We start from the raw sequence: 22,343 nt of genomic DNA on the forward strand, positions 1-22,343 counted from the left end.
CCCGATGTCGTTTATGCGCAATGTGTAGTCATTGCTCAATTTTGTTTAGGTTTAATATAGCCAAAGGCAGCTTCTTTGAGCTCCCTATCATTTCATACAAAATACTGACGGAATAAGGCTGCGGCCAATATTCCTGCAGCAATCGCCAACAGTGGTTTTTTAAGCAGTAGCATAACGATCAATGTTGTCAGTAACGCCAAACGAGCGCCATGATCACCTTCAACCGCAATAGGAGCCAAAAGTGCAACCAGTACAGATCCTGACATTGCATTAATGAATCGTTGCACACGATCGCTAATAGGTACATAAGACATAATCAAAACACCACCCCAGCGAGTGGCTAATGTCACAATGGCCATAATAAAAATAATAATTAATGGATAAGTGGTGCTAATCTCTAAGTTCATAGCTGTTTCTCTTTCCAGAAAATTCCGACAATTCCGCCAAATAAAGCCCCCACAACGACATGACTATTTTCTGGTAAGTACCAATAAGCCAATAATGAGCTACAGGCTGCGATTGTCCAGATGATGAGTATTCTGAGATTTTTTTGTCCACCGACAACCATCGCCAGTAGAAAACAAGCCATGACCATATCTAATCCCAGCAATGCAGGATGATGAATGACATTACCAAAATAGAAACCCAGTCCTGTGCCTAAAACCCACGCGAGCCAAAGCGCAAGGCCTCCTCCAAACAATAAGCCCATCCCTGATTCACCACGATTAAATGCTTGTAGTGAGAGTGCCCAATTGGCATCAGAAATAACCAGCAAGATACTGTATCGTTTGATGGGAGGCAGGTGGCGTAACCAAGGGTAAAGAGATGCGCCCATTAAAAGGTGCCGAGCATTGATAAAGAAAACTGTGACTATTAAGGGAATCAGTGATATTTGCGCGCCCCATAGTTCTAAAGTCGCAAATTGAGATGCTCCTGCAAAAACAAAGCTACTCATTAACATGATAGAGCTATTGTTTAGTCCTGTTTGCGTTGCTGCTAAACCGAAAGCAGCCCCAAAAATTACCACGAAAGATGAAATTGGAAGAAGGCTCTTAAAGCCTGACCAAACTTGGGAATGACTTAAACTGTAAATATTTGGGTCAACATTCGACAAAATAATTTCCTTATCTTTTTAAATTTTCTAGTGAGCTATATACCTAATGATCGCTGATGAAAATTAGGGGAAATTTCCTTCTTTTCTTAATAAATTATGGACTTAGAAAGTTAGAATGAAAAGCGCATAATTCTTACATATACTATTCGAAAATCGAATAATTTGGTGAAATCATGAATCTACAAAATCTACAGATTGATTGGTTAAAATGTTTTGTCGCAGTTGTTGATACAGGTTCTCTTTCAAATGCAGCACCTGAGCTATACCGTTCACAGTCTGCTGTCAGTATGCAGTTAAAAAAACTGGAAGGTGCTTTAAAATGCCAACTTTTAGTTCGAACGCATAGACAAATTCAACTTACTTCTGAAGGGCAACTTCTTTTAGGTTATGCAAGACGGATACTTGATCTACACCATGAAACACAAATGGCTTTTAATGGAGAAGAGTTAACTGGTCGGATTAGACTAGGTGTACCCGATGATTATGCTGCTAAATATTTAACGCCTGTGCTTAAACGTTTTGCACCGCGTTATAGTGGCGTTGAAATAGAATTTATCTGTGAACAATCGACTTCATTGATCCCACGTATAGAAAATGGCGAGATTGATTTAGCATTGATTTCAAGGGATAACCCCCGTCAAGGCACCTTATTGTTTCATGAGCCAATGGTGTGGGTAGGTTCTCCCCAATTTGAATTATGGCGTGAAGATCCGATACCGATTGCTGTTTATGAAAGTACCAGTTTAGCCAAAAAAAGTGCGATCAATTCGCTCGCATTGCAAGGTCGCCGTTATCGGGTAGTTTATAATAGTTCTAGTTTAATCGGGCAAATTGCAGCAGTTGAAAGTGGTTTGGCCGTCGCAGTTTTTACACAATGTAGCGCGCCTCCGCATTTAGAAATTTTAGGAGCAGAGCATGGACTAGGTCCATTAGCACCCATGGAAGCATCTGTATATAGAAGTCGAGTCTCGCTTAATTCAAAAGCGGTTGATCATTTATATGAGCTGTTAATTAAGACATTAAGGCAATCCATTACCTATTAAAAAGATTTTTATTCGGTACCTCATCTTCTTATGTATCAATATGATGTCTTCGGATGAGATGAGTTGTGCTTTTTATTTAAACATAAACTAAATCTGAAAAAGTTAGAAAAGCACAAAGCGAATTAAATGTGCTTTATTTTAAAATCAAAAGTTGCTCATCCTAAATAACCCAAATTTATACTTTTCTTGAAAATATATTAATGACATTCTGCAAATGCTTCTGCATGGCTTTATATGCCGCAGCACCATCTTGGCTCTGGATTGCTGCCATAATTTCCTGATGTTCATGCTGAGACCTTAAAGGCATATCTTCAGGAGTGTATAGACTACGCATACGACTGAACAACTCGGTATATTGCTTCCCAAGTAAGTATTTCAGAAAAAAAGAAAAAGCACTGTTTTGGCTCGCTTCGGCAATACGAATATGAAATAAACGATCTCCAATATGCTCACTGGAATGTTCCAAATTATCTCGGACATTCATAAAAAACGCTTCTTTAATCTCTTCTAATTGTTCATCTGTACGATGTTTTGCGGCAAGTTCAGCGAGATACGGTTCAATTTGCAAACGTGCTTCTAAAACTTCAAAAGGTGTAACAGCAGAATCCTCTTTTAAATGAGGGATCAATAACGGATGAATATTGGTATTAAAACCCGTTTGTTCTAAATCCTGATCTTGTTGATCTTTAATGACATACACGCCACTGCCAAGTTTAACTTCGACAATCCCATTGACTTCAAGTGCAATGATTGCTTCACGTACAGAAGTACGACTCACACCTAACTGCTGGGCAAGATCGCGCTCAGGCGGTAATTTGGAGCCTAACTGATAAATTCCATTTTTTATATCATCTTGAATTTTATTAAAGATATTTTGATAAAGACGAGTTTGAGTCATAAATTTCAACTTTTACAAAAAATTGGTCTTGCCAAAACCCTTTTGATCAATTAAATTGACTAGACCAATTAATTGGTCTAGTCAATTTGGCATTTACCATAGTATAAAGTAAAAAGCAGGGACGAAGGTATGAGATTGATAAATAAAACGTGTGTGATTACGGCAGCAGCTCAGGGAATTGGTAGAGCCACTGCATTAAGCTTTGCAGAACAAGGTGCAAAAGTAATCGCAACAGACATTAATTTGGAGCTGCTTGAACAACTCAAAAGTCATTCTGACAATATTCAAGTTGAATATTTAGATATTACTAATCCTCAGCAAATTATTGAATTTTCTAAAAAATATCAGAAAGTCGATGTGTTGTTTAATTGTGCAGGTTGGGTTCCAGCGGGTTCAATCTTAGAATGTGATGAAACACAGTGGCAACGTGCTTTTACAATGAATGTAGATTCGATGTACCACATGATTCAGGCTTTTTTACCAGCAATGCTGAAAAGTGCCAATGCCTCAATTATCAATATGTCTTCAGCGGCATCAAGTATCAAAGGTGTGCCGAACCGCTTTTCCTATAGTGTCACTAAAGCGGCAGTCATTGGTATGACCAAATCCATAGCAGCTGATTTTATCGGTCAAGGGATCCGTTGCAATGCGATTTGTCCGGGAACTGTGGATTCTCCTTCACTGCATGATCGTATTGAAGCTCAAGCAAAAGAACAAAACAAAACCATTGATGAAGTCTATGCTCAGTTCGTTGCTCGCCAACCTATGGGACGAGTCGGTAAAGCAGAAGAAATAGCAGCACTCGCACTCTATCTTGCAAGTGATGAATCCTCATTCACAACTGGAACCATCAATATGATCGATGGTGGTTGGTCAAATTAATTTTCAAGCAGATCTAGGATAGAACAATGAAATTATTAAGATATGGTGTAAAAGGACAGGAAAAGCCAGGAATCTTAGATCCACAGGGACAAATTCGGGATTTGTCCTCAGTGATTCAAGACATCAATGGTCAGGTGCTTGCGGCCGAGTTAGATCAAATTCGAAATCTGGATTTATCGAGTCTGCCTTTGGTTGCTGAGGGTGTGCGCCTTGGTGCATGTGTGGGTAATATCGGTAAATTTATCTGCATTGGTTTGAATTATTCTGACCATGCCGCAGAAACAGGTGCAGAAGTTCCCGCTGAACCAGTGGTTTTCAATAAATGGACCAGTGCAGTGGTTGGACCAAATGATAATGTGGAAATTCCAAAGAATTCATTCAAGACAGACTGGGAAGTTGAATTGGGTGTCATCATTGGTAAAGATGGTCGTTACATTAGTAAAGAACAGGCAATGGACTATGTTGCAGGTTATTGCGTGATTAACGATGTTTCTGAACGCACATTTCAGCTTGAAGGCACAGGAACTTGGGATAAAGGAAAAGGCTGCGATACTTTTGGTCCAACCGGTCCATGGTTAGTCACCAAAGATGAAATTGAAAATCCACATAATTTGAAAATTTGGTTAGAGGTCGATGGTCATCGTTATCAGGATGGCAATACCGATACCATGATTTTTGATGTACCAACCATTGTGAGCTATTTAAGTCAGTTTATGAGTTTACAGGCAGGTGATGTAATTTCTACAGGCACACCGCCAGGTGTAGGACTTGGGCAAAAACCACCTGTGTATTTAAAAGCAGGGCAAGTGATGCGGTTAGGTATTGAGGGATTAGGCGAACAACAACAGAAAGTTGTTGATGCTGAATAAGCCAGATTTATCTCAATAGATTTAATTTTTAAGTAATACAAAAGAGGCATTTAAATTCGATGTCTTAGGAAGACTTGTCTTTAAAAAAGCTCAGAATTTAAAAAAGGAATAGGAATGTTAAAAATAACGGATTTAGAAGTATTGGATATTCGTTTCCCTACTTCACAGCAGTTGGATGGTTCAGATGCAATGAATCCAGATCCAGATTATTCAGCTGCTTATGTCATCTTAAAGACGGATCATCCAGCGCTGACAGGACATGGTCTGACATTTACCATTGGTCGTGGTAATGAAATTTGCTGTGCAGCAATTGAAGCGATGCGTCATCTTGTTGTTGGTCTAGATATCGATGAAATTAAGAAAAATCCTGCTTTGATGTGGCGACATTTAACTTCGGATAGTCAATTGCGCTGGATTGGTCCAGACAAAGGGGCGATGCATTTAGCGACAGGTGCAGTGGTCAATGCAATTTGGGATTTATGGGCGAAAAGCGAAGCTAAACCGGTTTGGAAACTGGTTGCAGATATGACTCCTGAACAGTTAGTGAACTGTATTGATTTTCGTTATTTAACCGACTGTATTACGCCTGATGAAGCATTGGATCTATTGAAATCTAATGAGATTGGTAAAGCACAACGTGAGAGTACCCTGCGTGTAGAAGGCTATCCTTGTTATACAACTTCAGCCGGTTGGTTAGGTTATAGCGATGAAAAACTTGCACGACTTTGTCAGGAAGCTGTTGATGAAGGCTTTAACTATATCAAATTAAAAGTGGGTCGCGATATTGAAGAAGATAAGCGCCGTGTCAAGATTGCGCGTGACATTATTGGTCCTGACCGTCATTTAATGATTGACGCCAATCAGATTTGGGAACGTGAACAAGCCATCGACTGGGTTAAACAGTTGGCATTTTCAACCCCATGGTTTATTGAAGAACCCACATCACCTGATGATGTCGAAGCGCATCGTGCTATTCGATTTGCGATTCAGCCGATTCAAGTGGCTACAGGTGAAATGTGCCAGAATCGCATCATGTTTAAACAATTTATTATGCGTGAAGCAATTGATATTGTTCAGATTGATGCTTGTCGAATGGGCGGAATTAACGAGGTATTAGCTGTATTACTGATGGCCGCAAAATACAAACTTAAAGTTTGTCCGCATGCAGGTGGCGTAGGCTTATGTGAATATGTTCAGCATCTTTCTATGATTGATTATTTATGGTTCTCAACTTCCAAAGAAGGTCGTGTCACAGAATACGTTGACCATTTACATGAGCACTTTATCGATCCTTGTGTGATTCAAAATGCAGCTTATATGCCCCCAACACTCGCGGGTTTTTCAATTGAAATGAAACAGGCATCCATAGAGAAATATCGATTTAAGGGTTGATTGACTGAGTTATTGAGGGTCAAGCTCATGCATGCCAAAGGGAAGTGGTATGCAAGTACTATTAGATCAGTCTGATATGCAATACATGGTTGAAATGTCAACAAATTTTAGTACCACAGGACATGATTCATAAAGTAAATCTAACTGATTTGTGGTTTTATCGTGGATGAGTTTTTAAGGGTGATTTTAACGTTCATCCAATCTGGAAAGAATGCAAGTGCATAAAGCCACAAGGAGTATATAAGTGATTGATAGTCATATTCATTTTTGGAAATACAATCCAGTTGAATTCCCGTGGATGACGGGTGATTTAAGTGTCATTGCACAAGATATGTCGCCTGAAGATTTGTTGGCACAATTGCCTGCCAGAATAGAGGGTTTGATCGCTGTTCAGGCAAGACCTTCTTGGGAGGAAAATGAATATCTGAATGGGCTGGCAGAGCAACACTCTATCATCAAAGGCATTGTGGCATGGTTTGATTTTAAAAAAGACGCTGAAATACAGTTGGAAAAATTCAAACAAAATAAGCGGATAAAAGGCTTTCGTCACATGCTTCAAGATGAGCCTGATCCTACAGCCTATATGTTGAACAACCACCAATTTAATCTGGGCGTAGAAAAAATTCAGCAGGCTGAGTTGCTTTATGGCGTTTTGATTCACCAGAAAGATTTGGATGCAGCCGTAAAATTTTCCCAACAGCATGATCAATATGAGTTGGTAATAGATCATTTAGCAAAACCTCAGATGTATTCCAGTGAAGGTTTTTCTGTGTGGAAAAAGAGCATGAAAGAATTAGCCGCTTTAGCGCATGTAAATTGCAAAATTTCAGGTTTGGTGACAGAGGCGGGCACACACTGCAAAGCACAGGATTTTCAAGCCCACCTTGATATTGCCTTAGAACTTTTTGGTCCTGAACGCTTGCTTTGGGGATCGGATTGGCCTGTGTCTTTTGCGACCCATCGTTATGAAACATTATTGGCATTTTGGGATGAATGGATATGCAACTGGAGTGCCTCAGAACGTCAACAAGTCGAAATAGATACACCTAAGCGCTTATATAAGCTATGAAATTTAAAAGATTTTAAATATAGGAGATAGGAAAGATGGATTTACACCTCAAAAATAAAGTCTTTATCGTTACGGGTGGTGGTGCAGGAATTGGTGGCGCAATTTCATTATTGCTCGCACAAGAAGGTGCAACGGTTGCTATTTTTGGTCGTTCAGACCTGAGTTCCGAATTTGAAATATCTTTACAGGGAACAGCAGCAAACTACTCCTTTCATCAACTGGACTTGACTGATGAAAAAGCCTGCCAAGAAAAAGTTCAGAATGTCATTGACCTATATGGACGTCTAGATGGTTTAGTCAACAATGCAGGAATAAATGACAATGTTGGACTTGAAGACAGTATTGATGCATTTAGACAGTCTTTAGATAAAAACCTGATTCATTATTTTACAATGGCTCACTTTTGCATACCGCATCTCAAACAAAGCAAAGGCAGCATTGTCAATATTGGTTCTAAAGTCGCAGTCACAGGGCAGGGACATACCAGTGGATATGCTGCTGCAAATGGTGGCCGATTGGCTTTAACACGAGAGTGGGCAGCGCAATTTAAAGATGATGGCGTCAGAGTCAATGCGGTTTTACCTGCTGAAGTCATGACACCACTTTATCAACGCTGGGTAGATAGCTTTGATAACCCAACCCAAAAGTTAGCACAAATTACCCAAAATATTCCGTTTGGTCATCGTATGACGACGACCAATGAAATTGCAGATACCACGGTATTTTTACTGTCTGATCGTTCTTCGCATACCACTGGACAACTTTTATATGTCGATGGTGGTTATACCCATTTAGATCGAGCCTTAGATCAAAACGAAGACTGATATGCCGCAAAGTGGAGCGAAAAATGAAACGCTATTGTTTGGCTTTAGACCTAGTGGATGATGCTGAAAAGATTCAACAATATCAGCAGTATCATCAAAAAGTATGGCCCGAAATCATCACCAATATTCGCAATCGTGGTGTGCTGGATATGCAGATTTGGCAAGTCGAAAATCATCTTTTTATGATCATGGATACTACCGACGATTATGACCCTGATGTTGCAGAAAATGTTGCTGTTTCAGAACCGAAAAATCTTGAGTGGGAAAGTTTGATGTCGCAGTACCAGCAAGTACTGCCTAGTGCAAAACGTGGTGAAAAATGGATCGAAATGGAAAAAATATTTGATCTAAAACAATAATCCGAATGATATAAGGAATTCAGCCATGAAGGCAAAAATTACAGAACCTCAATTTAGGATGGGGTTGATATTGGTCACGACACTCTTCTTTATGTGGGGATTGTCGTATGGTTTGGTCGATGTTTTAAATAAACATTTTCAGGAAGCTTTGCACATTTCTAAAGCACAATCGGGGCTGATTCAGGCTGCGTATTTTGGTGCCTATTTTGTGATTGCATTACCTGCGGGTTTATTTATCGAAAAAAAAGGCTACAAAGCTGGGATTATTCTCGGTCTTTCTCTTTATGCAATCGGGGCACTGCTCTTTGTCCCTGCCGCAAATATGATGACATTTAGTTTTTTCTTATTTGCATTATTTGTACTTGCCTTGGGATTAGGTTGTTTAGAAACAGCTGCAAATCCTTACTCATCTGCATTGGGACATCCGTCAACTGCTGAACAGCGGCTCAATTTATCTCAGTCTTTTAATGGTCTAGGGCAATTCTTTGGTCCACTGATTGGCGGTTTATTTTTCTTTAACTCTGTAGAGGGTGACAGTGCTGCAAGTTTTGATGCTGTGACCTATACCTATGTCGGTATTGCTGCAATTGTCATTGTTTTGATTGTATTTTTTGCTAAAGCAAAACTACCTGATTTGCGTGAAAATGAGGCGAAACTGGATGCAGCCAATCTTCAAAATAACAATGCATCGATGTGGTCACACGCAGAATTTAAATTTGGCGTCATCACCCTGTTTTTCTATGTCGCCGCGCAGGTGGGGGTAGGTGCATTTTTCATTAACTTGGTGGTAGAAACTTGGCCACAGAGTTCAAGCCAACAAGGCGCATATTTCTTATCTATTGCCATGCTGGCTTTTCTGATTGGGCGGTTTGTCAGTACAGGCATCATGTCAAAAATATCTGCCAACCATTTGTTGCTGATTTATGCCGTGATTAACAGTGTGCTGTGTATCGTGATTTTATCTGGCGCTGAGTATATTTCAGTGATCGCAGCGATTGGTATTTTCTTCTTTATGTCGATTATGTTCCCAACTATTTTTGCGATGGGAGTAAAGAATCTAGGATCTAAAACAAAAATTGGTAGCTCATTTATGATCATGGCGATTGTGGGCGGTGCAATCATGCCTTTTTTCATGGGGAAATTGGCTGATCACTATGGAACTCATATTTCCTATCTATTGCCATTGATCTGCTTTGTGATCGTATTTTTCTATGCGAAGAGTTATCAAAAAATCGCATTGGCACAGATCAATTAATATCCCGATTTTATCGCAGTGAGTGCGATAAGCGTGATAACACCGCCATTTAATAATAAAAGGCGAAAATTATAGGATTAAGGACAATACAATGAAAATTCAAAATGGAAGCCGTAGAAAAGTACACTTCGCAATCCTTGCATTATCAAGTGGTTTAACGATGAGCTCTGCCATGGCAGCAGATGCTTTTCGTGTAGATAGCCCATGGATGTTTGGAGATTGGAATGGTAAAAGAACTGAGTTAAAGGACCAAGGCTATGACTTTAATATCGGTTATACAGGTGAGTTTGCAGGTGTCATCAATGCAGATCGTGATGGTAAGGGTAATGCTTATGCTGATCAGTGGGCTTTTGGTGCAAACTTTGATTTAAATAAGATATTGGGTTGGCGTGATACAGAAGCAAAAATTGTCATTACCCATCGTGGTGGAAAAGCCCTGAATACTGAAGCGGATGTTATGGCACCTCAATTTAACCAAACGCAAGAAGTCTATGGTCGAGGACAAACTTGGCGTTTAACAGACTTATGGATTAAGAAGAAATTTGTAGACCAGCGATTGGATGTGAAACTAGGGCGTTTTGGTATTGGTGAAGACTTTGCAGGTTTTGATTGTGAATTTCAAAACCTTGCTTTATGTGGTGGACAGGTTGCCAATTGGGCTGGAGATCAATGGTATAACGGTCCTGTCAGCCAATGGGCAGGAAGAGTTAAATACAATATTCACCCAGAATTGGCCGTTCAAATGGGAGTTTATGAACGTAATACGGTCAACGCAAATGCGACTACTGCCAGTGATGGTTTTAACTTAAGTACAGATGGCTCAGATGGTGCAGTGATTCCATTGGAAATTGTCTGGCAACCAAAAAAAACCAGTAACAATTTGAGTTTACCAGGAGAGTACCGACTTGGATATTTTGTAAGTACGGTGGATACGCAGAATGTTCAGGTGGATTATTCTGCTCCGGGAATCTCCCAAAAATTTGATGCTGATCATCATAAATGGGCTGCATGGCTTTCAGCAAAGCAACAATTGACTCGCCATCATGGCGATGAATCTCGTGGTTTGACCCTGATGGGGCAAGCCACTTTTTATGATGACAAAACCAGTGCATATAGCGATGCGCAAAATATTGCAGTGGTCTATAAGGGATTATTTGATGCTCGCCCAAGCGATGAAATTGGAATCGGTTTAGCGCGGATTGGGGTAAATACCGATGCGATCAAATTTAATGGCAAAGTCGAGAATGAAAAGTTTGATGATGAATTGGATGCAGAAATTTATTATGGCTTAAAAGCGACTCGTTGGTTGACAGTGCGTCCAAATATTCAATATGTAAAAAATATTGGTGCCAATAAAGCCTATGGTGATGCATGGGTCGGTGGGGTGAAATTTAATATGAATTTCTAAATATTGAATACGCTTAAATATTAAAACTGAGTTGACTTCTAGACTCAGTTTTAATTTGTCAATTATCTGACACAATAAAATCTGTCGCTATTATATTAAAGGTGTGAATTTATAAATGATATAGTTTTTTATAGCAAGCAAGCCCATGGTTAGAGCATGGGCTTTTTATCTCTATTTACTGTTATTAATTTTTTGCATTGTTTCTGTATCCATGAGGACACGGATACTTTTAAATAATGGATGTTTATCTGTATATTTTTCACCATAGCTAAGATTAAACTCATAATCAAAGTCATCAGGATTAATTCCTTGATTATGCTGTAAAATTGTTTCTAGCTTATCCAAAGCCTTTACTGCAACAGCTTCTTGCGTTAGACCAGCTTCATATTCTTCCCATAACCCAAGTATGGTGTTTCTTAGGGGAGCATCTAGGGATTGAGTAAGTAATAATAGATCGTTACGTTCTTGAACGTCTTTATCTGGATGGTTTTTCGTTTCAGTCGCTGGAACATCACCATTGATTGTCTCGCCTAAATCATGAACAAGACACATCTTTAAAACCTTTGAAAAGTTTAGATATTTTAATTCATCTTCAAATACAAGAGCTAACAGGGCAAGCCTCCATGTATGCTCGGCTGTACTTTCAATTCTACCTTTAGAGGTATGAGAGGAACGCATTATATTTTTCAGGTTTTCAGCCTCTTTCAAAAAGAGTAGACGACCTTTAATAATGTCAGTATTCATTTCGGTTTCTTATTCCTATCAAAATTATAGATTTTTACTTTTAATAAGCTTAATAAATGCTTTTTAAAGTAATCTGTTTTGATTCTGGTTACTACGAGAGCAGCTACAGGCTTATGTATTAAATAGAAGCAATCAATAACATAATATCCAGATGACTTTTTGCTAACATCTTCAATTCAGGCATATGCGTTGATCGCTGCATTGTAAATTTATCAGCCGAAGCATTGTATATGGATCAGTAAGGGGCTCATCGTGACACAACTTTGGCTATTGGAGTGGTCTACAGCTTATGCTTCAAGATAAATTAAAAAAAGGACAGATGACCTTTTTTTATATTGACCGTAAAATACCTTGTCTCAAGAAGATAACTTGGGTCATGTCACTGTTTATTACCTATTATCTAGGCCCAGTATAGGTTTCAAATATTGATAAAGACTTTGAAAATATAGATAGTTTTGAATGAAGAGTCGTGAAAGATGAGGACTAGTAGTAATGATGAATTAATACAGAATTATATCGATAAGTTTTCTTTATCGCGTTATTTTTCTCCAATATTGTTAGAAAATTTCTTATTAAAACAAATAGAAGCAGGTGAGTATCTGCTTGCACAAGGAAGCTCGCTAAGTAGCCTCTATTTACTTGTGAATGGAAAATTACAAGTAGAACATTACCAAAAAGATGGGAGTTGTGCCGTATTCTCTATTGAAAGGGCTTTTTCCGTGATTGGTGATTTAGAGCTTTTTTTAAATAGAGATATAGGTACAGTAAGTACGGTGACTGCGATTTCAAAAGCGGATATTCTCGAGATATCCCTGAACAAAATTGAGCAATATGCGTTTAACGATCCAGCTTTTCTACGTTTTATCTGCTGTCATCTCAGTCAAAAATTATATGCTTCTACTCAACTGTTAACAAATGCAACGCTTCCAGCATTTATAAAAGTACGTAAATATTTAGCAATTAGGGCGGAAATGGAGGGGAGTATGATTCACTTGGAAAAACGTGATTCTATTGCTGCTATGTTAGGAATTTCGACCAGACAGCTAAATCGGATTTTAAAAGATTTATCAGACTTAAACATCATTCAGTTTAAAAATAAAACGTTAAAAATTTTGGATAATGACTATCTCGCTGAAATAGAACCGATAGACCTTTTATAATTAGATAGCGGTGAAATAAAAATAGAATTATGTTCAAGATATTTAGTGAGGGTTTTAGCCGTCAAGTTTATGCTTTGAATTGATTATGGAGGACGCTACAAACCTTCTTCTTTCATTGCAAGCAAGCCCATGGTTACCGCATGGGCTTTTTTGATGTAAATGAACAACTCAGGACAGAAGTTCCGAACTACTTTCAGCATGTTTTGACAATGAACGTAAATCTGAACCAGAAGGAGCCTGATAAATTTTTAGCCCAAATTCAGGGATAATTGCCATCAGATGGTCAAATATATCAGACTGGATTGCTTCATAATCATTCCATACCGTTGTATTGGCAAATGCATAGATTTCCAGCGGTAATCCCTCACTCGTTGGTTGTAACTGACGGATAATTAGGGATTGGTTTTTAGCAATACCAGCGTGTTGTTTTAAGTAGAACTCGACATAGGCCCGAAATGTTCCAATATTGGTTAGGCGGCGCTGGTTATAAACTGACTGATCTTCAAATTGTTGATTAAAGCTGTCCAATTCAGATTGTTTATTATCCAGATATTGATCCAGTAACAGGAACGCTTTTAATTTCTGTTGTTCTTCATGGGTAATAAAATGAATGCTGGTTTGATCAATAAAGATTGAGCGCTTAATGCGTCTCGCCCCCAACAATTTCATCCCACGCCAGTTTTTAAAGGTGTCCGTCACCAACTTATTGGTCGGAATTGTGGTAAAGGTTTTATCAAAATTCTGTACGGTAATGGTATGTAAGGACATATCAATAACATCACCATCTGCATTTAATGTTGGCATTTCAATCCAGTCACCGATACGAACCATATCGTAGGAAGAGATTTGCACCGATGCCACCAAGGACAGAATTGTATTTTGAAAAACCAGTAACAATACCGCTGCCATCGCACCAAAACCAGCAAGCAGGGTAAAAACATCTTTCTTTAAGAAGGTACCCAAGATCAGCAGACCACAAACGATAAACAGAATCAGCTTGATCAGTTGAAGATAGCCTTTGATGGGCTTATTCAGTGATTTTGGATTACGTTGATAAAGCAAATTGAAAACATTTAAAAGTTCACTGATGGCCAATGCAATGGTCAGGAAGATAAACGCCTGTGCAGCCATTTGTATCAGGCCAACCGCTTTTAAGGACAAATGTGGAACTGTGGTTATACCATTTAAAATAACAATGGCAGGAACAATATTCGCCACTCTGCGGATAACACTATGCTGGGAAAAAATTTCACTGTGTGCAAACTTCATTTTTGAAATAAGTTTACGTATCCCACGAACAACAACTTGTTTTGCAATATAATTTGCGACAAAGGCGAAAAAAATTAGAATGGATAATGATGTTAGCATCTCTAGCCATGGATACTGATCAGACCATTCCTGAATATTCTTTAAGAAGGCAAATTTATCCAAAAGTACAACCTCAAAATAGCAGATACGCTATTGTATTGATTGTGAATGACAATAATTTATAAAAATACTTTTTAGCTACATTCGGGCATCAATTACTTACTCAACAAGATTGACAGACTCTCAGAAAGTCCAAGTGAGTATGTGAAGATAAGTATGCAACCGTTGGGCATAGATAAACCCAGTTTCACGGATCACAATATGCCAATCAACAGTACTTTATTGAATACGATGGGATGCTAAGTTTTAATTTGTGAGACTCAATAGTGGCTGATTTTATCCGCAAGATTGGCAATACGGTTCAGACGGCAAGACTGTGCATCTAACATTTGTCCTTGTCCTTCGGTTTTCGGATCCCAATTACAATACTTGTCGGTGTTTTCCCACCATGCTGCGATTTCATCCATCTGCCGGTCTTTTTTCACACTGTCTGGACGACTGATGATTTTGGCAAAGGCCTGTTGAACGCGGTTCTTATGTTGGGCATATTCTTGGTCCATACAGCTTTGCATTTCAAATGTTACTGCACCGCTTTGCTTGATACATTGGCTATAACTGCTGCTTAATTTGGCATGAATATAAGAATCATCTGGAAGGGGACGAGACATTTCATCATCGGCAAAAGCTGCAAAAGGAAGAAGAGAGATGAACAACAATGTAGTAGTTTTAAATTTTTTCATATATTTGACCTTTAGTTTTATCTTGATCTCGGTATGTGTTCTTGAATATCTCTATGCTTTGATTCGCATTATTGAAGCAAAATCAGATAGCGTTGCAATTGTGCGGTACGGGCTGCAATACGCTGTATATCATTAAGTTCAATTTGCAAGTTGTCTGGCTGTGATTGGCCATACAACGTTGTTTCCAGTTCAGCATCACTTTGACGTGATTGTAGCCAAATACGTTGTGATGCAACCAGTTTCGATTTCTGGGTAGCATTCAAATGCGATTGTAATTTTTTATAGGTACTATTCAATTGCGTATCTTGACGTTCAGCCTCATCTTTTAGACAAGTTGCCTGTTCAATAATACCTTGCGCACTGTTGTCACAGTTTATAAAAGCTTGGCTTAATAAGTTTTCATTTCCTATTGGTGTAGCGAAGACCAAGCTTGAAAAAGAACATAAAAAACTGATCGGTAAGCATGCTAATCGTATTTTTTTCATAAGGGATAAACTCTTGATTGATCTATCAGGATGAATGTTGACTGTTGTGCGAGCTGAATAAAACCTTGCTTGAGTATCGTCAATCACGCTTTAGCAAAGACAATACAGGGTTATCATTTTGACCAAAGTGTATCAACTTTAAATTTGAATAATCATGGATATTTGGATGTTTTTTTCCCAAAATATAGATTGTCCTGTACAAATTTCTTTAAAGCTCTGAGATTTATCTTCCGTATAATTACTGCTCCTCAACTGTTTATTCATATAGCTTCAAGATAGTAACCCGCATATCCATTTAAATTGAAATTGTGTACATCGCATTTTTTGGAATTTTATCGCAGACTATTGATGTGAATATATTATGATCGGTTTTTTCACACAATGGTTACAGTGAATATTATTCAAATAGAATGATTTGGGTATCCGTATTTTTATTAAAATAATAAGTCTCTTAAAAAATCAAAATCCCTCAAATTTGAGAGATTTTGATTTTAGAATGCTTTAAATGGTCTGTGCTCTATTGAGATATAGACGATCTAGCAGAGAAAATAGTGCAGAACCCATAACCAGACATACACCAACAAGACAAGTCATGGTCCAACCTCCATGATGCCATGCATAAACCCCTAAAGCGGAACCACATGCACCACCTGTGAAATAGGCTGTCATATAGATAGAGTTAATCCGAGATTTCGCATCTGGGCGTAAACGGAAAATGATATTTTGATTGCTGGTATGAACCACAGCGAGTCCAAAGCTAATCAGGCCATACCCTAAAATATAACTGGTGAGGTACTTTCCACCGAAATAAAGCAATACCCAACTGACGATCATTAACGCTACCCCAATCCATGTCAGGATACTGGTATGTCCACGGTCTGCAATTTTACCAATTTTTGCAGTGGCTAAAGCACCAAATACCCCAATGATCGTTGCAACACCAACCAAAACATCAGGTAATTTAAACGGTTCAGAAGTCAGTAAAACAGCAATCGTTGAAAATAAAATACTCATGGCTGCAAATGCAAAGCCACCAATAATTGCACGATAGACCAAACGACGTTCTTCTTTTAACAGCACACCCATCGAGTAGAAAATTTTGCCATAACTCATTTTAAACACAGGTACATGTGGCAGACGTTTTTTCAATAAATAGGCAAGAATCAACATTAATACCGCACTGACAAAGTAAATCAGTTTCCAGTTAAACAGGTTAGATAACAAACCTGCAAGACTGGTGGAAAGTAATAACCCAACCAATAGCCCACTCATTAAAAAGCCAACAACTTCTCCTGTTTTTTCAGGTTTAACTGCCATCGTTGCAAGTGGAATTAACACCTGAGCCGCAACTGAAAATAGACCTGTAATAATTGTGCCAACCCAAAGCATGGGTAAATTGACAGCAAAAGCACACATCAATAAACCAATCGCGGCACAAAACATTAACCAAGGAATAAACTTGATTTTATTGACAATATCACCCATGGGCACAATGAATAAAAGACCAAGCGCATAAGACACTTGGGCAAAGGTCACTGTAAGTGCCACTTGTGATTCTGGCATGTTGAAATAGAGTTGAATCGAGTGAATCAGCGGCTGACTATAATAGTTTGCTCCTGCGCATAAACCGCAGGCAATCGCCATCAGCCAAAGTAATGCTTTATTTTGGCTAATATCGAGTTGAGCATTCATAAAAATATCCTAGTTCTTGGAGTTACATACAATAGGCAGTTGCTTCAATTTCAATGAGCATTCCTTGTAAAGCAAGACACGGGACAGGAATCAGTGTACACGCAGGGAAAGGTTGATCTTTCCAAAGTTGTTGCATTTCCTGAATTAAAAACTGATGTTTTTTTGTACTGTGATCGACCACAAGCACTCTTAAAACAGCAATATCCAATAATGATGCATCAGCCGCTTGTAGGGCATGTTGCAGATTGACAAAAGCTTGATGAACTTGTTGTGCAAAATCTTGGGATAATTGTCCTTGTTGGTTTTCACCACCTTGTCCAGATATATGCAAAATACGCAAATAATGGCGTACTTCAGCCACATGACTATACGCAAATGCTGTTGGATTATAAAGTGTATTTGGGTTAATCATTTGGAACGATTTGATCTGCGCGGATTCTGATCTGGAATGCATGGATGACTCTTTTGATTGACTGGAAATTTCCGTCAGTATCAAAGCTCAAGTTAACTTAAGGTCAAGTGAAAATGCCAAGAAAAAACCGAAGCAACTGATCGTATTTATGAATGAACAATCAAGGGGCTGTTAAACAAGAAAACCGTCATATAGAAAAGTGATCAGAAGAAGCACTATGCAAGTGAAGTATTGCTCAGGATTAAAAGTATATAGTTTGTTTATCTTTGCTTTGATGCTCTTAGGAAATCCCAGTAAGCACTGACTAGGATTTCGTAGAGGCCTATCTTAAGCAAGTTATTGGCTATTTTTATATTCAATGAGCTGAAATAGCCCTGTACTAAAATACCCCAGTTATTAAATAACCTAGCCGTTAAATAATGAGTTGTGAATCTACAATCTTGCCCGTTTTCCCTAACCAAAATGGACGGTTGACTTCACCATGACCAAACCAGTCACACTGGTAAAGTGGGATGTGCAGTGGATCGAGATGTTCTTTCACAATCTCAACAATACTTTGCGGGACATTTTTTTGTGGGCATTGATAAAAATCACCCAAGACCAAAGCCTTTAAGTTTGAAGTATCAATACTTTGTAGGAGCTGAGTCAATGAACGTTCAATTCGATAATAGGGTTCGCCGACATCTTCAATCAGTAAAACACTCGGCTGATTCAGTTTTAAGGCAGACGGTGTGCCTTGTAAAGTACACAGTACAGTAAGATTTCCGCCTAAGATTTTAACATCTTCAATGTGCTGATCTTGAGCAAAACCATTTGCGCTGGATAAGGGATAATGACCGTGTTGGTTTATATCCGCAGATAACAGGCTGATGGTTTTTAAAGCATCATACGACAGAGGATTATTGTCTAAATTTTTAACGGCAATTTCCTGAAATACAGGCGCATGTAAAGATTGTCCATGATACATCGCGATATAGTTTAATAACACGGTGGTATCTGAATAGCCAATAATGGGTTTATTTAAAATCCACTCACCTAAAAATGGCAATAACATTGCAGCGCCAGTACCACCACGACCACACCAAATTGCATCAATGTTTGGATCTAAACATGCCTGTTTTAAATCTTGAATACGTTGTTCAACTGTACCTGCCAAATAGCGATGTTGTGAAAATACATGTTCACCCAAACTGACTGTATGACCTAACTGTTCCAAATGCGACTGTGCCAACTGGATATTTTCAACATCTACACAGGCACTCGGCGATACAATTTTAAAATGCATATTCCTTCCAAGCTTCCGCACAATTTAGTGTGCAAGTTTCTTTTTAGACAAAGTAATCATCATGACACCGATGATATTCAGTAAACAACCAAACCATTGTATCGCATTCATATGCTCACCGAGCAAAGCCACAGCCAAAATAATGGTTAGGATCGGGCCAATCGAACCAATCATAGCTGCTTGTGCAGCACCTAAACGAGAAATACTTTGCGCGACCAAAATCGTCGGTAAAACTGTCACCAATAAGCCTAAGGCAATACCATACCAAATGACTTGTGTCGGAAGTTGAGTAAGCAGTTGAATCGGCTGGGGTGTTACAATAATAAAATGGGTTAACGTACCAAAACATGCAATGCTTAATGCCAAACCAGTGTAATTCCATGAACCAAATTTTTGAATTAAACGTGGGGTCATGAGTAAGTACGTCGCAAAACAGACCGCACTGGCAAAGACTAAACTCACGCCTAGCCAGAAATTTCCTTCATGCGGTACTGTGCTTTGCTCTTGTAACATCACAATCACTGTACCACCATAGCTTAATGCAATCGCTAGTATGGTTCTAAAGTTGAGTTTTTGCTTATAAATAAAGCTTGTGGCAATTACTGTCAGTGTTGGATAGAGAAATAAAATAATACGTTCTAACGAAGCACTGATATACATCAGACCAGCGAAGTCGAGCCAACTTGAAAGATAATAGCCCATCAAACCTGCAGCAACCAATAAAGCCCAGTCTTTTCCTGTCATATTTTTATTATGATGGCGATTGAACCAACACAGTAAAAGGAAAAAAGGCAGGGCACTTGCCATTCGCAATGCCATAAGCACGGTGCTGTCAACCAATGGTGATAATGCGTAAGCCTGTTTAATAAAAATAGCTTTGGTACTAAATAAGAAAGCCGCACCAAGTGCGAAAATCGAACCGAGTTGGGTACTGGATAAAGAAAGTTTCATGAATTTGACTGCATTGACGATGTCGCTATACGACATGTAAATTTGAACAAGCAGTATAAATGTTGTTTTCAATCAGTGGAAATACAAAAAAAGAATGAATTGGCTCAATAAAAGGAATATAAAACACACTTGCTTACTTCTTTTTGTGTGGATTTAAGTAGCATTAAAATAGATTGAAATAAAAATTGTATAAAAATCAACCTTGAGATCCTTGTTTATAAACTGCTCAAATTCAATATGCTTTTTTTTGCACAAAAAAGGTGCAACATCGTAATGGTTGGTTCAAGCTGTTCGAGTATTATTAACTGACAAAATGGCAAATAAAAAAAAACTAAAATTTTTTGTAATTGCTTTAGACTCAGTTCTAAGGTAATTCTAATGGTTATTCCAAGTACTTTTTTTTATTAATGAAATTAAAAAATGTAATAAAAACCGACTTACATTTTTGACGGAAAAAATGATAGAAAAGGCCAATATAAGCTGATAAAAAAACCATGTAATTTGTCAGAAAGGTCAATAGAGATGTTGGTTTTTATGCTAAATCTATTGTTTTATGGAGTATTTAAACAGCAAGCTGGAATGCTTAAAAGTGAATCATACTGCTGTAAATGCCAATCAGTAGGGTAGGGTGAGCAGCTTAAAATATCCAAATAAGCTTAAAAAAACATCATTTTTAAAAATTGGAGACAGGATATGTCAAAAAAACTGAGCAGGATAATACGAGAAAAATACAATAAATTGAATATAGGGTATGTCGCACAATTATATTTATGAATCATCAGTTCAAAATATGGGTATTTATTAAATAAATATTGGGTGGTATTTTAAAAAAGTTCAATTAGAATCCAAAAATTCATAACAACGCATCTGGGGGAAACATCGGGTTATTTACGATGTTTACTTGAAGAAAAATTAGCTTGAGGAACGCTCATGCAGATTGGAATCCCAAAAGAATCTGTCGTCGGTGAAAACCGCGTAGCCGCTACGCCAGAGACAGTAAAAAAGTTGATTAGTGCTGGTCATAGTATTGTCATTGAACGAGGCGCTGGTAAAAAAGCGGCTTATATTGACAGTGCTTATGAACAAGTCGGCGCTAAAATTACAGATGATGCCTATACAGGTAGTCAAATTATTTTGAAAGTTCGTGCACCACAAGGTGAGGAAATTCAAAAGCTTGCCGCTGGAACAGCTGTGGTAGCAATGTTTGACCCATACCGTAATACTGAACTTGACCAATTTGCGTCACAACAAGTGTCTGCATTTGCGTTAGAGCTTTTGCCACGAACACTGTCTCGTGCGCAAAATATGGATGTATTGTCTTCTCAAGCCAACCTTGCAGGTTATAAGTCGGTGTTATTGGCCGCTGCGGAATATCAACGTATGTTCCCAATGCTGATGACTGCTGCAGGTACTGTGAAACCCGCTCGTATCGTGATTATGGGGGTGGGTGTCGCAGGTCTTCAAGCCATTGCAACTGCAAAACGCTTAGGCGCAGTTGTTGAAGCAACAGATTTACGTCCAACTGCACGTGACCAAGTCGAATCGCTTGGTGGTAAGTGGTTAGATGTACCGATGTCTGATGAAGAAAAACAAAAAGCTGCCGATGCCGCTAAAAATGGTTATGGCTGGATGCCAGGCGAGCAATATATTCAAGACCAAGCCATCATCGTAGATAAAGCCGTGTCAAATGCAGACATTGTGATTACTACTGCGTTGTTGCCAGGTCGTGATGCACCTCGCTTAATCAAAGCTGAAACTGTTGCCAAAATGAAACCAGGTTCAATCATCCTAGATATGGCGGTTGAATCAGGCGGGAACGTTGAAGGTTCTAAGAACGGTGAAAATGTTGTCACTGACAATGGCGTGACGATTTTAGGTATTCCAAATATTCCTTCTACAGTATCGACAGAAGCTTCGGCACTGTATGCACGTAATGTTTTCAATTTCGTAGAAACTTTGTTTGATCAAGAGAAAAACTTTGCCATCAATCAACAAGACGAAATTCAAAAAGCACTTCTAGTAACTCATGGCGGTCAAGTACTGCTGAAGCGTGGTTAAGGAGAGTCATCATGGTTGAAACTATTACTATTTTCGTCTTAGCCATCTTTGTTGGTTACTACGTGGTTTGGGGTGTCACACCTGCATTGCATACGCCGTTAATGGCAGTAACCAATGCATTGTCCTCAATTATCGTTGTGGGTGCGATGATACAAACTGTTGGAATTCCTGGTGTTGTAGATGCAAGTGTACAATTCCAGTCCGTGAATGTTGTTAGTGTACTTGGTGCAATTGCAGTGTTCTTGGCAAGTATTAACATTTTTGGTGGCTTCGCAGTGACTGCACGTATGCTTGAAATGTTTAAGCCAAAACAAAAGAAAAAAGAGGGCTAATCT

Annotated in this window: 23 protein-coding genes; 12 read left to right on the forward strand and 11 right to left on the reverse strand. The window is 38.6% G+C overall.

Annotated features, from left to right (window positions below; all coding sequences use genetic code 11):
- Window positions 1-92: 92 nt before the first annotated feature.
- A complete protein-coding gene (locus AC07WY_RS09580; protein WP_004723188.1) occupies window positions 93-407 on the reverse strand; it encodes an AzlD family protein in 315 nt (104 codons plus the stop codon).
- Window positions 404-1,114, reverse strand: a complete 711-nt coding sequence (locus AC07WY_RS09585; protein ID WP_244014957.1) for an AzlC family ABC transporter permease — start codon at window positions 1,112-1,114, stop codon at window positions 404-406. Before AC07WY_RS09585 ends, AC07WY_RS09580 begins: the two co-directional genes overlap by 4 nt.
- Before the next feature lie 173 nt (window positions 1,115-1,287).
- Here AC07WY_RS09585 and AC07WY_RS09590 point away from each other — a divergent pair, with 173 nt between their 5' ends.
- A complete protein-coding gene (locus tag AC07WY_RS09590) occupies window positions 1,288-2,157 on the forward strand; it encodes a LysR family transcriptional regulator (RefSeq protein WP_244014959.1) in 870 nt (289 codons plus the stop codon).
- Between the two features lie 175 nt (window positions 2,158-2,332).
- Here AC07WY_RS09590 and AC07WY_RS09595 read toward each other — a convergent pair whose 3' ends face one another.
- Window positions 2,333-3,055: a FadR/GntR family transcriptional regulator gene (locus AC07WY_RS09595; protein WP_004818986.1), complete on the reverse strand. Its 723-nt coding sequence runs from the start codon at window positions 3,053-3,055 to the stop codon at window positions 2,333-2,335.
- A 129-nt stretch (window positions 3,056-3,184) separates the two neighbouring features.
- On the opposite strand from AC07WY_RS09595, the gene AC07WY_RS09600 reads away from it, so the two are divergent.
- The 8 genes from AC07WY_RS09600 (at window position 3,185) to AC07WY_RS09635 (ending at window position 11,113) form a co-directional block, all read left to right on the forward strand.
- The gene (locus tag AC07WY_RS09600) at window positions 3,185-3,937 is read left to right on the forward strand and encodes an SDR family oxidoreductase (protein ID WP_004818987.1); all 753 of its coding nucleotides are present in this window, start codon (window positions 3,185-3,187) and stop codon (window positions 3,935-3,937) included.
- 26 nt (window positions 3,938-3,963) lie between these two features.
- On the forward strand, window positions 3,964-4,806 hold the full coding sequence (locus AC07WY_RS09605; protein ID WP_004818989.1) for a fumarylacetoacetate hydrolase family protein: 843 nt from the start codon (window positions 3,964-3,966) through the stop codon (window positions 4,804-4,806).
- A 114-nt stretch (window positions 4,807-4,920) separates the two neighbouring features.
- Window positions 4,921-6,198: an L-fuconate dehydratase gene (locus AC07WY_RS09610; RefSeq protein ID WP_004818991.1), complete on the forward strand. Its 1,278-nt coding sequence runs from the start codon at window positions 4,921-4,923 to the stop codon at window positions 6,196-6,198.
- A 244-nt stretch (window positions 6,199-6,442) separates the two neighbouring features.
- Window positions 6,443-7,267, forward strand: coding sequence for an amidohydrolase family protein (locus tag AC07WY_RS09615; protein WP_494736266.1), 825 nt, complete (start codon window positions 6,443-6,445; stop codon window positions 7,265-7,267).
- A gap of 35 nt (window positions 7,268-7,302) precedes the next feature.
- Complete coding sequence (locus AC07WY_RS09620; RefSeq protein ID WP_419335085.1) at window positions 7,303-8,091, forward strand: SDR family oxidoreductase; 789 nt, start codon at window positions 7,303-7,305, stop codon at window positions 8,089-8,091.
- 23 nt (window positions 8,092-8,114) lie between these two features.
- Complete coding sequence (locus AC07WY_RS09625) at window positions 8,115-8,450, forward strand: L-rhamnose mutarotase (protein WP_244014968.1); 336 nt, start codon at window positions 8,115-8,117, stop codon at window positions 8,448-8,450.
- Window positions 8,451-8,475: 25 nt separating this feature from the next.
- Window positions 8,476-9,705 carry an L-fucose:H+ symporter permease gene (gene fucP / locus AC07WY_RS09630; RefSeq protein ID WP_004818999.1) on the forward strand — a complete coding sequence of 410 codons (1,230 nt, stop codon included), beginning with the start codon at window positions 8,476-8,478 and terminating at the stop codon, window positions 9,703-9,705.
- Between the two features lie 91 nt (window positions 9,706-9,796).
- Complete coding sequence (locus AC07WY_RS09635; protein ID WP_494736267.1) at window positions 9,797-11,113, forward strand: carbohydrate porin; 1,317 nt, start codon at window positions 9,797-9,799, stop codon at window positions 11,111-11,113.
- A gap of 171 nt (window positions 11,114-11,284) precedes the next feature.
- Here AC07WY_RS09635 and AC07WY_RS09640 read toward each other — a convergent pair whose 3' ends face one another.
- Entirely contained in the window at window positions 11,285-11,857 is a 573-nt protein-coding gene (locus AC07WY_RS09640) for an HD domain-containing protein (RefSeq protein WP_494736268.1), read from the reverse strand.
- A gap of 476 nt (window positions 11,858-12,333) precedes the next feature.
- On the opposite strand from AC07WY_RS09640, the gene AC07WY_RS09645 reads away from it, so the two are divergent.
- On the forward strand, window positions 12,334-13,017 hold the full coding sequence (locus AC07WY_RS09645) for a Crp/Fnr family transcriptional regulator (RefSeq protein ID WP_494736269.1): 684 nt from the start codon (window positions 12,334-12,336) through the stop codon (window positions 13,015-13,017).
- A 168-nt stretch (window positions 13,018-13,185) separates the two neighbouring features.
- Here the strand turns inward: AC07WY_RS09645 and AC07WY_RS09650 are convergent, their stop codons facing one another.
- From AC07WY_RS09650 to AC07WY_RS09680, 7 genes are all read right to left on the reverse strand, one after another.
- Entirely contained in the window at window positions 13,186-14,448 is a 1,263-nt protein-coding gene (locus tag AC07WY_RS09650; protein ID WP_004819007.1) for a mechanosensitive ion channel family protein, read from the reverse strand.
- Window positions 14,449-14,705: 257 nt separating this feature from the next.
- A complete protein-coding gene (locus AC07WY_RS09655) occupies window positions 14,706-15,053 on the reverse strand; it encodes a hypothetical protein (protein ID WP_262085061.1) in 348 nt (115 codons plus the stop codon).
- A 140-nt stretch (window positions 15,054-15,193) separates the two neighbouring features.
- Entirely contained in the window at window positions 15,194-15,610 is a 417-nt protein-coding gene (locus AC07WY_RS09660) for a lysozyme inhibitor LprI family protein (protein ID WP_494736270.1), read from the reverse strand.
- A gap of 501 nt (window positions 15,611-16,111) precedes the next feature.
- Window positions 16,112-17,302, reverse strand: a complete 1,191-nt coding sequence (locus AC07WY_RS09665) for an MFS transporter (protein ID WP_494736271.1) — start codon at window positions 17,300-17,302, stop codon at window positions 16,112-16,114.
- 22 nt (window positions 17,303-17,324) lie between these two features.
- Window positions 17,325-17,756 (reverse strand): RidA family protein, encoded by a 432-nt coding sequence (locus tag AC07WY_RS09670; protein ID WP_262085063.1) that lies wholly within the window; start codon window positions 17,754-17,756, stop codon window positions 17,325-17,327.
- 370 nt (window positions 17,757-18,126) lie between these two features.
- A complete protein-coding gene (locus AC07WY_RS09675) occupies window positions 18,127-18,999 on the reverse strand; it encodes a S66 peptidase family protein (RefSeq protein ID WP_494736272.1) in 873 nt (290 codons plus the stop codon).
- A gap of 24 nt (window positions 19,000-19,023) precedes the next feature.
- On the reverse strand, window positions 19,024-19,950 hold the full coding sequence (locus AC07WY_RS09680) for a DMT family transporter (protein WP_494736273.1): 927 nt from the start codon (window positions 19,948-19,950) through the stop codon (window positions 19,024-19,026).
- 930 nt (window positions 19,951-20,880) lie between these two features.
- Here AC07WY_RS09680 and AC07WY_RS09685 point away from each other — a divergent pair.
- The gene (locus tag AC07WY_RS09685; RefSeq protein ID WP_004723168.1) at window positions 20,881-22,008 is read left to right on the forward strand and encodes a Re/Si-specific NAD(P)(+) transhydrogenase subunit alpha; all 1,128 of its coding nucleotides are present in this window, start codon (window positions 20,881-20,883) and stop codon (window positions 22,006-22,008) included.
- Window positions 22,009-22,019: 11 nt separating this feature from the next.
- Window positions 22,020-22,340, forward strand: coding sequence for a proton-translocating transhydrogenase family protein (locus AC07WY_RS09690; protein WP_004723166.1), 321 nt, complete (start codon window positions 22,020-22,022; stop codon window positions 22,338-22,340).
- Window positions 22,341-22,343: the final 3 nt, after the last annotated feature.

It is taken from the genome of Acinetobacter sp. GW821-FHT01C12 (genome assembly GCF_059422625.1).

Bases quoted from the DNA above. Each gene is read 5' to 3' on its own strand.
- AC07WY_RS09625 (WP_244014968.1), top strand. From the start codon at position 8,115: ATGAAACGCTATTGTTTGGCTTTAGACCTAGTGGATGATGCTGAAAAG.
- AC07WY_RS09595 (WP_004818986.1), bottom strand. From the start codon at position 3,055: ATGACTCAAACTCGTCTTTATCAAAATATCTTTAATAAAATTCAAGAT.
- AC07WY_RS09680 (WP_494736273.1), bottom strand. From the start codon at position 19,950: ATGAAACTTTCTTTATCCAGTACCCAACTCGGTTCGATTTTCGCACTT.
- AC07WY_RS09580 (WP_004723188.1), bottom strand. From the start codon at position 407: ATGAACTTAGAGATTAGCACCACTTATCCATTAATTATTATTTTTATT.
- AC07WY_RS09640 (WP_494736268.1), bottom strand. From the start codon at position 11,857: ATGAATACTGACATTATTAAAGGTCGTCTACTCTTTTTGAAAGAGGCT.
- AC07WY_RS09685 (WP_004723168.1), top strand. From the start codon at position 20,881: ATGCAGATTGGAATCCCAAAAGAATCTGTCGTCGGTGAAAACCGCGTA.
- AC07WY_RS09670 (WP_262085063.1), bottom strand. From the start codon at position 17,756: ATGCATTCCAGATCAGAATCCGCGCAGATCAAATCGTTCCAAATGATT.
- AC07WY_RS09655 (WP_262085061.1), bottom strand. From the start codon at position 15,053: ATGTCTCGTCCCCTTCCAGATGATTCTTATATTCATGCCAAATTAAGC.
- fucP (WP_004818999.1), top strand. From the start codon at position 8,476: ATGAAGGCAAAAATTACAGAACCTCAATTTAGGATGGGGTTGATATTG.
- AC07WY_RS09610 (WP_004818991.1), top strand. From the start codon at position 4,921: ATGTTAAAAATAACGGATTTAGAAGTATTGGATATTCGTTTCCCTACT.
- AC07WY_RS09690 (WP_004723166.1), top strand. From the start codon at position 22,020: ATGGTTGAAACTATTACTATTTTCGTCTTAGCCATCTTTGTTGGTTAC.
- AC07WY_RS09620 (WP_419335085.1), top strand. From the start codon at position 7,303: ATGGATTTACACCTCAAAAATAAAGTCTTTATCGTTACGGGTGGTGGT.
- AC07WY_RS09660 (WP_494736270.1), bottom strand. From the start codon at position 15,610: ATGAAAAAAATACGATTAGCATGCTTACCGATCAGTTTTTTATGTTCT.
- AC07WY_RS09665 (WP_494736271.1), bottom strand. From the start codon at position 17,302: ATGAATGCTCAACTCGATATTAGCCAAAATAAAGCATTACTTTGGCTG.
- AC07WY_RS09605 (WP_004818989.1), top strand. From the start codon at position 3,964: ATGAAATTATTAAGATATGGTGTAAAAGGACAGGAAAAGCCAGGAATC.
- AC07WY_RS09645 (WP_494736269.1), top strand. From the start codon at position 12,334: ATGAGGACTAGTAGTAATGATGAATTAATACAGAATTATATCGATAAG.
- AC07WY_RS09590 (WP_244014959.1), top strand. From the start codon at position 1,288: ATGAATCTACAAAATCTACAGATTGATTGGTTAAAATGTTTTGTCGCA.
- AC07WY_RS09675 (WP_494736272.1), bottom strand. From the start codon at position 18,999: ATGCATTTTAAAATTGTATCGCCGAGTGCCTGTGTAGATGTTGAAAAT.
- AC07WY_RS09600 (WP_004818987.1), top strand. From the start codon at position 3,185: ATGAGATTGATAAATAAAACGTGTGTGATTACGGCAGCAGCTCAGGGA.
- AC07WY_RS09635 (WP_494736267.1), top strand. From the start codon at position 9,797: ATGAAAATTCAAAATGGAAGCCGTAGAAAAGTACACTTCGCAATCCTT.